The 13,584-nt window shown below is 36.9% G+C and carries 12 protein-coding genes; 8 read left to right on the top strand and 4 right to left on the bottom strand.

From position 1 onward, the window contains the following. The 3 genes from IEV57_RS07970 (at position 1) to IEV57_RS07960 (ending at position 3,632) form a co-directional block, all read left to right on the top strand. Positions 1–807 (top strand): 3'-5' exonuclease, encoded by an 807-nt coding sequence (locus IEV57_RS07970; protein WP_188441440.1) that lies wholly within the window; start codon positions 1–3, stop codon positions 805–807. 190 nt (positions 808–997) lie between these two features. Next, a complete protein-coding gene (locus IEV57_RS07965) occupies positions 998–2,095 on the top strand; it encodes a serine hydrolase domain-containing protein (RefSeq protein ID WP_188441437.1) in 1,098 nt (365 codons plus the stop codon). Positions 2,096–2,213: 118 nt separating this feature from the next. After that, entirely contained in the window at positions 2,214–3,632 is a 1,419-nt protein-coding gene (locus IEV57_RS07960) for a Glu/Leu/Phe/Val family dehydrogenase (protein ID WP_188441435.1), read from the top strand. A gap of 681 nt (positions 3,633–4,313) precedes the next feature. Here IEV57_RS07960 and IEV57_RS07955 read toward each other — a convergent pair. The 4 genes from IEV57_RS07955 to rsmA form a co-directional block, all read right to left on the bottom strand. After that, complete coding sequence (locus tag IEV57_RS07955; protein WP_188441434.1) at positions 4,314–6,449, bottom strand: S9 family peptidase; 2,136 nt, start codon at positions 6,447–6,449, stop codon at positions 4,314–4,316. Positions 6,450–6,756: 307 nt separating this feature from the next. Beyond that, positions 6,757–7,332, bottom strand: coding sequence for a flavodoxin family protein (locus IEV57_RS07950; RefSeq protein WP_188441432.1), 576 nt, complete (start codon positions 7,330–7,332; stop codon positions 6,757–6,759). 120 nt (positions 7,333–7,452) lie between these two features. Continuing rightward, on the bottom strand, positions 7,453–8,820 hold the full coding sequence (mgtE, locus tag IEV57_RS07945) for a magnesium transporter (protein WP_188441430.1): 1,368 nt from the start codon (positions 8,818–8,820) through the stop codon (positions 7,453–7,455). Then, on the bottom strand, positions 8,808–9,590 hold the full coding sequence (gene rsmA / locus IEV57_RS07940) for a 16S rRNA (adenine(1518)-N(6)/adenine(1519)-N(6))-dimethyltransferase RsmA (protein WP_188441428.1): 783 nt from the start codon (positions 9,588–9,590) through the stop codon (positions 8,808–8,810). The genes mgtE and rsmA overlap by 13 nt, the downstream gene beginning before the upstream one ends. Positions 9,591–9,729: 139 nt before the next feature. Between rsmA and pdxA the strand changes: the two genes are divergently transcribed. The 5 genes from pdxA (at position 9,730) to efp (ending at position 13,572) form a co-directional block, all read left to right on the top strand. Further along, positions 9,730–10,755 (top strand): 4-hydroxythreonine-4-phosphate dehydrogenase PdxA, encoded by a 1,026-nt coding sequence (gene pdxA / locus IEV57_RS07935; RefSeq protein WP_188441427.1) that lies wholly within the window; start codon positions 9,730–9,732, stop codon positions 10,753–10,755. Positions 10,756–10,911: 156 nt separating this feature from the next. After that, on the top strand, positions 10,912–11,487 hold the full coding sequence (locus tag IEV57_RS07930; protein ID WP_188441425.1) for a YceD family protein: 576 nt from the start codon (positions 10,912–10,914) through the stop codon (positions 11,485–11,487). A 17-nt stretch (positions 11,488–11,504) separates the two neighbouring features. Further along, positions 11,505–11,696: a 50S ribosomal protein L32 gene (gene rpmF, locus IEV57_RS07925; protein WP_188441423.1), complete on the top strand. Its 192-nt coding sequence runs from the start codon at positions 11,505–11,507 to the stop codon at positions 11,694–11,696. 286 nt (positions 11,697–11,982) lie between these two features. Continuing rightward, positions 11,983–12,981: a beta-ketoacyl-ACP synthase III gene (locus IEV57_RS07920; protein WP_188441421.1), complete on the top strand. Its 999-nt coding sequence runs from the start codon at positions 11,983–11,985 to the stop codon at positions 12,979–12,981. A gap of 27 nt (positions 12,982–13,008) precedes the next feature. Beyond that, a complete protein-coding gene (gene efp, locus IEV57_RS07915) occupies positions 13,009–13,572 on the top strand; it encodes an elongation factor P (protein WP_188441419.1) in 564 nt (187 codons plus the stop codon). The last annotated feature ends 12 nt before the right edge of the window (positions 13,573–13,584 follow it).

Genomic DNA, 13,584 nt, shown 5'->3' with positions numbered 1-13,584 from the left:
ATGAATTTAAATATCAACACTCCAATTGCTTTCTTTGACTTGGAAGCCACAGGCATCAATATTTCTACTGATAGGATAGTGGAAATTTCTATTGTTAAAGTGCATCCTGGAGGAAAGGAAGAAATCAAAACCATGAAGATCAATCCTACTATTCCAATCCCTTTGGAATCTTCTTTGATTCATGGTATTTATGATAAGGATGTCAAAGACGCCCCAACTTTCAAAGAGGCGTCTCGAGAGCTTTTTCAATTTTTTGAAGGTGCTGACTTGGCAGGTTTTAATGTTTTGAAGTATGATATTCCTTTGTTGGTAGAAGAATTTCTTCGTGCTGGAATTGACTTTGACATTGAAAAGAAAAACTTACTCGATGCGCAGAAAATCTTCCACTTGATGGAAAAGAGAAATCTAAGTTCTGCCTACAAATTCTACTGTGGTAAGACGCTCGAAAATGCCCATAGCGCTGAAGCGGATACAGTTGCGACTTATGAGGTGTTCAAAGCTCAGATAGAACGCTATGCTGGTGAAGAGGCTGTTGATTTATTAGGTAATAAATTAGGGGTACTTGAAAATGACATGAAGAAAATTCATCTCCTTCTCAACGAGAAAATGGTCGATTTGGCAGGACGCTTTATTTTCAACAATGATGGTGAAGAGTGTTTCAATTTTGGTAAGCACAAAGGAAAAACAATCGAGCAGGTACTCAAAGAAGAACCTTCTTACTATGATTGGATGATGAAAGGTGATTTCCCATTAGATACCAAAAGGAAGTTTACACAAGTCAAATTGAGAAGCTTTAACAAAGGCTGATTTTAAAATATAAGACACAAGGGGTGAGGGATATACAAAAAAGCTGTATTTCTCTCCCCTTTTTTTACATTTTACAATTTCATTTCTAAAAAGATCAACAAAGGTTCGACTTTAAACTTTTTTGGATTCTAAACACTCTTTTTTATTCGTTTTTTAATGTTTAATTTTATTTGAATCAAACATAAGCTTCGTGAAAAGATCCTATTCATATTTGGCATACTTCATCATCGTTTTATTTTTCTTCGCTTGCAAAGAAAAAGAAGAACCCATTTCATCTGGACTATATTTCCCTCCGAATAACTCTGAGACATGGGAGGAGACCGATCCAGCTTCCTTAGGTTGGGATACTTCGAAAGTAAATGAACTTTACCAACTCCTTCAAGATGGAAATACGCGTGGTTTTATTGTATTGAAAGACGGAAAGATTGTTTTAGAACAGTATTTTGGAACACAGTTGATCGGGTCTCAGCCCTTTGGAGTGAGTTCCAACTGGTATTGGGCCTCTGCTGGAAAAACACTGACCGCCACCCTCACTGGAATTGCTCAGGAAGAAGGTTTACTCAATTTAGAAGAGTCTAGCTCTAAATATTTGGGAGAAGGTTGGACTTCCTTGTCTTTGGAGCAAGAACAAAAAATCACTATTTGGCATCAATTGACTATGACAACTGGCTTGGACGATATGGTAGAAAATAAGGATGATTTCACACCATCAAGCTTAATTTACAAAGCTGAGCCAGGAACAAGATGGGCTTATCATAATGCACCTTATACCATTTTGGACGAGGTAATCGCTGAAGCAAGCGGACAAACTTTTACCAGCTACTTTGATGCAAAGGTAGCTTCAAAAATAGGAATGAAAGGATCTTGGCAACGCTTAGGATTCAACAATGTATATTTCAGTACTTCAAGATCGATGGCAAGATTTGGTTTGATGATTTTGGCTAAGGGCAAATGGGGAGAAGATTCCATATTAAGTAGTCAAGAATTTTTTGATCAAATGACTCAAACTTCCCAAAGCTTAAATGAAAGCTATGGTTACTTGTGGTGGTTGAATGGCAAATCAAGTTTTATGGTACCAGGTCCTCAAGCAAAAATACCGGGACCCATTTTTACACATGCTCCGTCAGACATGGTTTGCGGTTTAGGTCGTGATGGACAATTCGTGTGTGTCGTTCCTTCCCAAAACCTTGTTTTAGTAAGAATGGGCTTAGACGCTGATAATTCCTTGGTTTCTTTCACTTTTTTGGATAGAATTTGGGAAAAATTAGCACCGATTATCAAAAATTAGAAAAATTAGAAATCTGATAATGAGACTGAAGAGGTTTAAATCAAATGATTTGAGCTGAATACTTTCAACTTCATATAAATGATTCGTAACTTAGGATAATAACCAAAAATCGATTTTTATGAGTAAGCAAAAAGATTACAGTTTATTCACTGATGTTTGTGGTTTCGTTGACGATGCTGCTAAACATATGAATCTAAACCCAGGCTTAATTGAGCAAATTAAGCAATGTAACAGTATATATAAGTTCAATTTCCCTTTGAGAAATGATGACGGAACCTACGAAACTTTAACAGGATATCGTGTTCAGCATTCTCACCATAAACTTCCTGTAAAAGGTGGTATTCGTTATAGTGAACATGTCAATGAAGACGAAGTCAAAGGACTTGCTGCCTTGATGACCTACAAGTGTGCCTTAGTCAATGTTCCATTTGGTGGTGCTAAGGGAGGAGTCAGAATTGATCCATTGAAATATAATGTCAATCAATTAGAGAAAATCACACGTCGTTACACATCAGAATTGATCAAGAAGAAGTTTATTGGTCCCGCAATCGATGTTCCTGCGCCAGATTATGGTACAAGTGCAAGAGAGATGGCGTGGATTGTAGATACTTTTGAAGCGTTTAATCCTGAATTGATCAATGCCAAAGGTTGTGTTACAGGTAAGCCTTTGTCGCAACATGGTATTGATGGAAGAACAGAAGCTACGGGTCAGGGTGTATTTTTTGGAATAAGAGAGGCTGTAAATGTCGAGGAAGATATGGAAGCTATTGGACTTAAACCAGGTATGAAAGGTAAAACTGTAATCATCCAAGGTTTAGGAAATGTGGGCTATTATTCTGCCAAATACATCCAAGAATCAGGGGCTAAAATTGTTGCTGTAGCAGAATGGAATGGTGGTATTGTAGATCCTGATGGAATTGATATCGAAGCTTTGAAATCCTATCAATTGAAAAATAAAGGTTTTAAAGGTTATCCAAAAGGAGAATTTGTAAAAAACGGTGCAGAACTTTTAACTTATGAATGTGATATTCTTGTCCCTGCAGCATTAGAAAATCAAATTACTTTAGAGAACGCGGCCAAAATCAAAGCCAAAATTATTGGAGAAGCTGCCAATGGTCCTGTAACCCAAGAAGCTGAGAAAATATTGATGGAAAAAGGTATAATGGTCATCCCTGACATGTATTTGAATGCAGGAGGTGTGACTGTTTCTTACTTTGAATGGTTGAAAAACCTTTCTCGTGTTTCATTTGGGAAACTAGAAAAACGTTATGATATGGAAAAATACAGAAAACTTCTAGGGACCATTGAAAATGCTACTGGAGAGCAGTTTACAGATCAAGAGAGAGACGGATTGATCAAAGGTGCTTCTGAAAGAGACTTGGTTTTATCAGGTTTGGAAGAAACAATGGTGGAAGCCTATCATGCTATGAACAAGACCCGAAAAGAAAAAAATATTCAAAGCTTGAGGACAGCTGCATTTATCCTAGCAATCGAGCGAATAGCCATTAGCTACACTGATTTGGGAATTTTCCCATAAAATAAAATTGAAAGATTTGGCTGAACCGTTGAAAGGTTGGTTTAAGAGTAATTGAAAAGCTGGGAAAGTTCTAAGGTTGAAAGGTTAGAGGCGTTAAACGTCAAAGGATCAATTCCACCCTAGGCGGACTTGCTGTTTATGGTTAGTGATTTACTTGGTACTTTGTATATCGTACTTAGTACACAATAGAGGGTTAATTGGATTAAGATACTTGTTTATCGAGGTATAACTTTGACTCTTTTAAATTATTAAATAATAATAGCCTCTTCGGTAGATATCGAAGGGGCTTTTTTATGGACAAAAATAAAGGGCTAAAAAATATAGCCCTTTGAAGTTTTGTTGTTTGGCTAATGCCAAAGAAAAATTGCTTAATCACCCTTGACAAAGGTAGAGATAACTTTTATTTAAAAAAATACCCTGTTATGGGTATTTTCAAGTATAAATCATTGAATTATTTTAATTTTTGTTGTAATAAATCAAGAATATAATTGTTTGAGATCATTCAGTTAAAAATTTTAGACATTTCAGTTTTCACAAATAATCGCCAACAATCATTAAAAGATAATTAGCCTTGGGTATTAGTATATATTAGATTGATCATAGTGAAGCGGGTTAATTAGAAATAAAAAAGGCCGATCAAATTTCTCGATCGGCCTTTTATAAATCACTTCTAAATAGTATCTATTCTTTAATCCCTAAGATATCGAAGACAAAGGCATATTCAAGAGCGACTTCTTTGAGCCTTTCGAATCGGCCACTGGCACCACCGTGGCCTGCATCCATATTGGTATAAAGGAATAAATTATTTTTATCTGTTTTCAACGTCCTCAATTTAGCAACCCATTTAGCTGGCTCCCAGTATTGAACTTGTGAGTCATGGAGACCTGTGGTGGCTAAGATATGTGGGTAGTCTTTGGCCTCCACATTGTCATAAGGAGAATATGAAAGCATGTATTCATATTGCTCTTGGATATTTGGGTTACCCCATTCTAACCATTCGAATGTAGTCAGAGGGATCGTTTCATCCATCATGGTGGTCACTACGTCTACAAAAGCAACTGCGGCAATCACACCTTTGTAAACTTCTGGAGCCATATTCAAAATACCACCCATAAGGAGTCCACCTGCACTTCCGCCTGAAGCAAAGAGTTTATCTTTAGCCACGTAACCATTATCCTGAAGCCATTTGGAACAATCAATGAAATCATAGAAAGAGTTTTTCTTATTCATCATCTTCCCATCTTCGTACCAATCCCCTCCCATTTCCTGTCCTCCACGAATATGAGCGATGGCATATACCATTCCCCTATCTAACAAACTCAATCTAGAAGAACTGAATGTAGCTTCCATGGAATAGCCATAAGAACCATATGCATAAATCCAACCTGGCATCGTTTCATCCTTCTTGAATTTATCTTTGCGATATACGATGGACATAGGTACTTTTTTACCATCTCTCGCAGTCACCATGACACGCTCTGTTTGGTAGTTTTCTTTATTGAAATCTCCTAAAACAGGTTGTTCTTTCATCAAGATCTTATCTCGATTTTCCATGTTATAATCATATACCGAGTTAGGCGTAGTCATGGACGTATAAGAATAACGAACTACATCAGTGTCAAAAGCAGGGTTATACGCTAAGCTAGCAGTATAAGCAGGCTCTCCAAATTCCAATTCATGAGAGGATTGATCTTCATACTTAATAATTCTGATTTTGGCTAGTCCTTCTTTGGTTTCCTGTACAGCCATATATTCTTTGAAGTAATCTACTCCTTCCAAGAATATATCAGAACGGTTTGGGATGACATCTTTCCAGTTGGCAATGGCTGTATTAGAAATTGGTGCTTCCACTAATCTGTAATTGACAGCATTCTGATTGGTATAAATCATAAAATTCTCGCCACCAGCATGATCAACATCATATTGTACATTGTCTTGAAGTGGAGCGATTAGTATAGGTTTCACTGGCTTATCAATAGGGAAATACATGGCATAAGAAGCATCTGTTCTTCCCGATCCAATGATGATATATTCCTTAGATTTAGTTTTGCCCACACCACAGCTTAATGTTTGATCTTTTTCCTCAAAAATCACTTCATCTTGACTTGCATCTTGACCGAGAATGTGTCTTTTCACCTGGAAATTTCTCAAAGTAACCGGATCAGGAATGGAGTAATAGAAAGACTTATTGTCATTTGCCCATACGGCAGAACTTCTAATATTTTCAATCCTATCCGGCAACATCTCCCCAGTTGTTAGGTCTTTAATCATTACTGTATAGAAATTCCTTCCTTGCGTATCCATGATGATTGCAGCAAGATTATGGTCTTCGCTTACAGAAGTGAAAAAATTGAGGAAAGATTTTCCTTTGCCCAATTCATTTCCATCCATCACAATTTCTTCTTCGGCATCAAGCGATCCCTTTTTCCGAGCATAGATCGGATATTCCCCACCTTCTACGTAGCGTGAATAGTAATAATAATCATCTAATTTGTAGGGTACAGAAGAATCGTCTTCTTTGATTCTACTTCTCATTTCCTTGAAAAGTTGATTTTGAAAATCCTTAGTATGTGACAGCATCGTGTCCATGTAGGTGTTTTCAGCATTGAGGTAGTCGATTACCTCTTGGTTTTCACGATCATTGAGCCAGTAGTAATTGTCAACCCTGACATGACCATGTTTGGCCGTGAGTTCAAAGGGCTTGACAGTTGCCACAGGAGGCTGAACGTCGGGATACTGAAATTCTGATTTTTCTTGCGAACATGCGATACTCATTCCTAAACTTAAGATTAAAAGGTTTTGACTTATTTTTTTCATAGCGCTAGTGGTTAAGGGAGTAAATATAGGAAAAAGTACTTCGATTTAAATTTTACTAGTATTCTAGTTTTTATGTTTTTGTGATTTACTTTTAGAGCTAGAAAAAAAGAGATTTGGATTGTATTTAGCTGGAAATTTCTCAACCTAAATACTGATTGTAGTTTGTCTCAAACTTGAAAATTTGTATTGGTTAGCTAAGCAAATAATTTTATCCAATTCAAAACTCATTTTTTTTTGATAACAAAAAGATGCATTGAAAGAAGAGAAAATAGTTTTGATAAAAATAAAATTGAAGCCTTGGTAAAGCTTATTTAACAAGTAATTCCCCTACCCTTTTACCCAAACCTTCGGCTTTTTTTAGAAAGATGTCTTGCACATCCTTATCAGCAAATTCAACTTCCCCTGTAATCGCCGAAGCGCCAAAAGCAGCTTCCAATTCATCTCCACCAACGATAATCATCCCATGGATCATCATGGCCCTGATCATACCGAACATCACTGCTTCTTCTCCAATCGAAAATCCACCTCCCGTTACGAATACTGCTCCTATTTTGTCTTTCAAGGGTCTTCCTTCAAAGGGCCAGGAATTGATAAAGGATTGTAATTCGGGCGTCATATTAGCATTGTAGACAGGAGAACCTAGAATGATGGCAGAAGCATTTAGTATTTCTACTTCAGTCACCTCAGTTATAGGCTTGAGAATATATTCAACGCCTTGGATTTCTCCTACTCCCTTTGCGACCGCTTCAGCCATTGCTTGCGTTTTACCTGTTACTGAATGGTAGGCTATAAGGATGTTTGGGGGTGATTGGCCGAACAATGCTTGTGATAAGCCCATCAGTAGAATCAAGTACAAATACACTAAAATTTTCACTAAAGACATTCGTTAAGTCGTAGTAATTTTTTGAAGTTAATTTCTTACTTAAAATCTCTTCTGTTTAAGAGATCATATTTTTAATAATCATCATAAGTAATCTTTCCTAAACCAAAGGCTAGTTTTGGATCACAAATTCAAGAGCCACATCGCTATACCAAAATAAATAGCAAGACCAAAAAGGTCATTGGCGGTAGTGATAAACGGACCAGAAGCTATAGCTGGATTAATTCCAAATTTATCAAGAATCAATGGAGTCACCGTCCCCATAAATGAGGCCATCAAAACCACGCAAAACATAGAAAAACCTATCGTAAGTCCGAATATTTTTTCATTTCCCATGATAAAAACTACGACTAAGAACACGAACAAGCCTAAGACAAGTCCGTTGAGTAAGGCGATTAGAAATCCTTTTATGAATCTTTGCCAAGGTGTATCATCAAAAACCGACTTTGAGGCCAATGTTTGTACGACCAAAGAAGAAGATTGAATCCCAACATTTCCGCCTGTTGCTGCTACTAAAGGAATAAATGCCGCTAAGGTTACATATTTCTGCAATCCTTCTTCAAAAATATCAATAATCTGAGAACCCATCAATCCTCCAATTACGCCGATCAACAACCATGGTAATCTTGCTTTTGAAATTTTAAAAATGCTATCCGATTCTTCTACATCAGATGAAATACCCGTCATCGCTTGCATATCTTCTTCTGATTGCTCACGAATCACATCCAAAATGTCATCAACAGTAATTCTGCCGACTAGTTTGTTTTTAGCATTCACCACAGGGATAGATTCCAAATCATATTTTCGCATGATTTCAGCTACTTCCTCTTCGTCCATGTGTGTCGGAACTGATATCAATTCAGGATCATAAATATCAGCAATCTTGGTGTCAGAGGAAGCTAAAATGATTTTCTTCAAAGAAACCCTACCAAGCAAATGCTGTTTATTGTCAACGACGTAAATGGAATAGATTTTCTCAACTTTCTCAGCTTGTCTTCTGATCTCCTCTATGGTTTGAATGACATTCCAGTTTTGGTTGGCTTTGATAAATTCCTTGGCCATCAATCCACCTGCACTGTCTTCATCATAGCGAAGAAGATCGAGTATATGGGCAGATTTTTCTTTCTCCTGCAAATAACTGATAATATCTTCTCTTTCCCTTACCGAAAAGAGATTCAATATATCAACGCCATCATCAGAATCCATCTGATCAATGTATAAGGCTAGTTCTGAAGGTTCCATCTCCTTCACCACCTTAATCAAAGAATCTTCGTCAAGTTCGATTAAAATATCTGCTGCGACTTCATTGTCAAGCAAACGCAAGACATAAAGGGCTTCTTCCATATTGAACTCATCTAGAAGAGCCGCAATATCTGCTTCATTTGCTCCATCAAGAGATTCCTTGATGAAGTTATTGTCTTCTATTTCGATGGCATCTCGGAGACTTTCTAGGTACTCTTTCGATAATTCAAATATTTTTATTGATTCCAAGATTTCTGAATTTTATTGGTTAACGCGACAAAAACTTCCACTCCAAGTTGTTCCGCTCTAAGATCCAACACTGGGTCTGCCTTGAGCTCTTCAGAAATACCCATGCTCTTGATGGCATTTCTTAATGTCTTTCTTCTTGTACTAAAACCCTGCTTCACTACTCTAAAAAAGAGTTTTTCATCGCATTCTAATTTATTTGTGTTGTTTCTAGTCAGCCTAATTACACCTGAATTTACCTTAGGTGGAGGATTGAAAACTCCCGGAGGTACCGTAAAAAGATATTCAATATCATAATATGCCTGAAGCAGCACAGACAATATTCCATAGCTTTTATTTCCTTTAGGTGAAGCAATCCGCTCGGCAACTTCCTTTTGCAACATACATACCACTTCTGTCACTTGATTTCTTACTTCCAATATTTTGAAAAATATTTGTGAAGAAATATTGTATGGAAAATTACCCGCTACAGCGTAAGGACCGTTCATGATTGGCTCGAAATTTTCTTTCAAATAATCTCCATCAATAATCTTATCTGATAGTTTTGGATATTTATGATTCAGATAGATAATCGATTCCTTATCAATATCTACAAGGTATAAGTCCCATTCTTGAGCAATAAGAAAATCAGTCAAAACCCCCATTCCAGGACCTATCTCTAGCACTTTTTTTACTCCTCCATGTCCTTTCACTGCCTTGGCAATATTCTCTGCTATACTCAGATCAGTGAGAAAATGCTGTCCAAGGTGTTTTTTAGGTTTGACTTTTTCCATGTGCTAACTCTAATAATTTTATATAAATTGCAGGTCAAAAATAAGACAATAATCACAAAGGTCTAAACTTATTTGAAAGCAAAACCTTTGGAGTACAAGTCGAATGTAGGAATTAATAAATAAGGTTAGCCTCGAATTGATGAATCAAAGAAAAAATAAACCAGTCATAGGAATCAGTATTGGAGATATCAACGGAATCGGTGCGGAAGTGACCATGAAAGCACTTCTTGATAATAGAATTCAGAAATTGATCACTCCTGTAATATATGCCCATGGCAAGGCTATTACTTTTTACAGAAAGCAGTTGGAGATGGAAGATTTCAATTTCATGCAGATCAAATCTATCGATGAAGTGCACCACAAAAAGATCAATTTAATCAACGTGGTGGATGAAAGTCCTGAAGTTCTTCCCGGTGTAGAAACCCAAGAAGCAGGTAAACTTGCTTTAGCTGCTTTGAATCATGCTATTCAAGATCTAAAAAACAATAAAATCGAGGCATTGGTGACAGCACCATTGAACAAAAACAACATCAACTCCGAAGAACTGAAATTTGTAGGCCATACTGAATATCTCACTGAAGCTTTTGGAGCAACAGATAGTTTAATGTTTTTGGTTGCTGAAGATATCCGAGTTGGAATAGTGACAGGACATATCCCTTTAAAAGATGTTGCCAAAAAGGTAAATGCAGAAAGCATCAAAACAAAATTGAATCTGATGATCAAATCTTTAACAGATGATTTTGGCATCACCAAACCTCGAATTGCCGTGTTGGGTCTCAATCCACACGCAGGTGAAGATGGTTTGCTAGGTGATGAAGAGATTAATGTCATTCAGCCTGTAATCAAAGATTTCAAAGATAAAGGTCATTTAGTATTTGGCCCTTACCCTGCTGATGGATTCTTTGGTATGTTGCATCAAAAGAAATTTGATGGCGTATTGGCTATGTACCATGACCAAGGTTTGATTCCGTTCAAAAGCTTGGCTTTTGAAACAGGTGTGAATTTTACAGCAGGTCTTCCCATAATTAGAACTTCTCCTGACCATGGTACTGCTTATAATATTGCTGGAAAAAACATGGCAGACGAGGGTTCTATGCGTGCAGCTATCCTTCAAGCCTACGATATTATCAAGAATAAAGGGCATTGGGAGGAAGAAGAAGATTAGGATTTTATTTAATTATCTGCCTTTTGAAAGAATAAACAACTTGATTTCGAGTAGAAAAGAACACAAATCAAAATTGCTTTAAAATAATTCATCGCCAAATTTTATTTTTCTAATAGGAATGTCTAAATTTGCGGTCTTGAAATAAGGGGAGGTCAAATGAAATTCTTGAAGAACTATAATATCGACGTCATCAAACTCAAGGAAGGTAAACATGATTTTACTTTCCCAGTTGACAGAGAGTTTTTCGAAAATTTCGAAGCTGAGGCATTTTTGCATGGAGGAAAGCTCCAAGCGATAATCCACATTAACAAGCTTACTTCCTTAATTGAAGCTACATTTGAGATCGAAGGAGATGTTACTTTGACTTGCGACAGAAGCTTGGAAACGTTTAACTTTCCGCTCTACACAAGTGAAAAGGTAATCTATAAATATGGATTAGAGGAGATGGAAGTCACCGAAGATGTATTTATGATTACTAGAGATACCCCTAATATCAATGTAGCACAATTGATATATGAATTTATTTTACTTGCTATTCCAGCAAAAAAAATTCACCCAGATTTCTTAGAAGAAATGGATGAAGAGGATTTTGAAGGTGAAGGTGAGTTGGTATATATTTCAGATGAAGAATTTGATGACAATCTTTCAGAAGATAGAGAGGATTCAAATGATTCAGAAGAAAAAACAGATCCCAGATGGGAAATATTAAAAAAATTAAAGAAAAAAGATTAATCTAAAATTACATAGAGATGGCGCATCCTAAACGGAAAATTTCGAAAACCAGAAGAGACAAGAGAAGAACTCATTACAAGTTAACTGCTCCTGCATTAGCACAGTGTCCTACCACTGGTGAGTTTCATTTACCACACAGAGCTTTTTGGCTAGATGGTAAATTATACTACAAAGGACAAGTAATCATGGAGAAGGAAGTTCTCGCATAATTAAAAATTAATAATAAAAGGCCTTTTATATTAAATCCATTTCGAGCAATCGGAATGGATTTTTTCATTTTTTAGAGGTAGTCCACATCTGATTTCAAGATAAATATTACCTTCTTGCCAAATTCTAAAATCAAAAAACTTTGGTGGTACAGCACATTTTAAATATTTTTGATGCCTTAATCTAAATGGGAAAGTTTTGAATAAACTCATATTTCAATTCAAATCCCTAAAAGTCAGCAGCTTGATTTCAATACCTAATCGATCTCCTGTCTAAACAAAACACTTAATGAAAAAAACAAGAGCAGTAATCTCAGGAGTTCATGGTTGGGTACCAGAATATATCCTAACCAATCAAGAGTTGGAAACCATGGTGGATACCAATGACGAATGGATAATTAGCCGTACAGGAATCAAAGAAAGACGTATTCTGAAGGGCGAAAATCAAGGGACTTCAGTAATCGGAACCGAAGCTGTCAAAGGGTTACTAAAAAAGACCAATACAAATCCTGAAGATATAGATTTGATTATATGTGCCACAGTCACGCCTGACATGCCTTTTCCTGCCACTGCAAATATCATTGCAGATAATGTGGGTGCTAAGAAAAGTTTCAGTTTTGATATTTCAGCTGCCTGTTCTGGCTTCTTGTATGCCTTGACAATGGGAAGTCAATTTATCGAAACAGGCATGCACAAAAAAGTAATCATCGTTGGCGCAGATAAAATGTCCTCAATCGTCGATTACACTGATAGATCCACCTGTATCATTTTTGGAGATGGCGGTGGAGCTGTTTTGTTAGAACCTACTACAGAGGACGTGGGCGTGATGGATAGTTTGCTGCATGCAGACGGTTCTGGGGCTCCATATCTTCACATGAAAGCTGGAGGAAGCAGAAAACCTGCAACTGTAGATACTGTAAATGCTAGAGAACATTTTGCTTTTCAAGAAGGAGCAACTGTTTTTAAGTTTGCTGTAACCAACATGGCAGAAGTCAGTGCGCAAATTATGGAAAGAAATGGCTTAACTTCGGAAGATGTTGCCTGGCTAGTACCTCATCAAGCGAATAAGAGAATCATCGATGCCACGGCAAACAGAATGGGTGTAGGTCCTGATAAAGTGATGATGAACATAGAAAGATTTGGAAACACCACGGCTGGTACACTTCCATTATGTCTTTGGGATTATGAATCCCAACTCAAAAAGGGTGATAATATCATCTTGGCCGCTTTTGGCGGAGGATTCACATGGGGTTCCATCTACCTCAAGTGGGGATATGACCCAAAATAACAATAGAAACCAATAAGTTAATCAATAATGGCAAGTACCGCAGATTTTAAAAATGGATTATGTCTTGAATTCAATCATGACATCTTTACCATTACAGATTTTCAGCACGTGAAACCAGGAAAAGGTGCTGCATTTGTCAGAACCAAAATGAAAAGTTTGACGAATGGAAAAGTATTGGACAAAACTTTCAACGCTGGTGAGAAAGTAACTACTGCTAGAGTAGAAAAAAGACCTCATCAATACCTTTATTCAGACGATATGGGACTCCATTTCATGGACAATGATACCTTTGAACAAATCCGTATCGATGAAAAACTGATCGAAAGAGCAAATTTGATGAAAGAAGGTCAAATAGTTGATGTTTTAATTCATGCAGAAACAGAAACTCCGCTTACTGTTGAGCTCCCTCCTTTCGTAGAATTAATGATCACCTACACAGAACCTGGAATCAAAGGTGACACAGCTACCAATGCATTGAAACCTGCCACAGTAGAAACTGGAGCAACAGTGATGGTACCTCTTTTTGTAGAACAAGACATCATGATCAAAGTAGACACTAGAGACGGTTCATATTCAGAAAGAGTAAAATAATTTCATAAAGCT

Origin of the sequence: Belliella aquatica, from assembly GCF_014637795.1 — a bacterium.
GTDB classification, from domain to species: Bacteria; Bacteroidota; Bacteroidia; order Cytophagales; family Cyclobacteriaceae; genus Belliella; species Belliella aquatica.
This window is presented reverse-complemented; position numbering and strand designations above follow the sequence as displayed.

Coding starts and splice junctions, on each gene's coding strand:
- IEV57_RS07950 (WP_188441432.1), bottom strand. CDS start 7,332: ATGTCTTTAGTGAAAATTTTAGTGTATTTGTACTTGATTCTACTGATG.
- IEV57_RS07970 (WP_188441440.1), top strand. CDS start 1: ATGAATTTAAATATCAACACTCCAATTGCTTTCTTTGACTTGGAAGCC.
- IEV57_RS07960 (WP_188441435.1), top strand. CDS start 2,214: ATGAGTAAGCAAAAAGATTACAGTTTATTCACTGATGTTTGTGGTTTC.
- rsmA (WP_188441428.1), bottom strand. CDS start 9,590: ATGGAAAAAGTCAAACCTAAAAAACACCTTGGACAGCATTTTCTCACT.
- efp (WP_188441419.1), top strand. CDS start 13,009: ATGGCAAGTACCGCAGATTTTAAAAATGGATTATGTCTTGAATTCAAT.
- IEV57_RS07955 (WP_188441434.1), bottom strand. CDS start 6,449: ATGAAAAAAATAAGTCAAAACCTTTTAATCTTAAGTTTAGGAATGAGT.
- IEV57_RS07920 (WP_188441421.1), top strand. CDS start 11,983: ATGAAAAAAACAAGAGCAGTAATCTCAGGAGTTCATGGTTGGGTACCA.
- rpmF (WP_188441423.1), top strand. CDS start 11,505: ATGGCGCATCCTAAACGGAAAATTTCGAAAACCAGAAGAGACAAGAGA.
- pdxA (WP_188441427.1), top strand. CDS start 9,730: ATGAATCAAAGAAAAAATAAACCAGTCATAGGAATCAGTATTGGAGAT.
- IEV57_RS07930 (WP_188441425.1), top strand. CDS start 10,912: ATGAAATTCTTGAAGAACTATAATATCGACGTCATCAAACTCAAGGAA.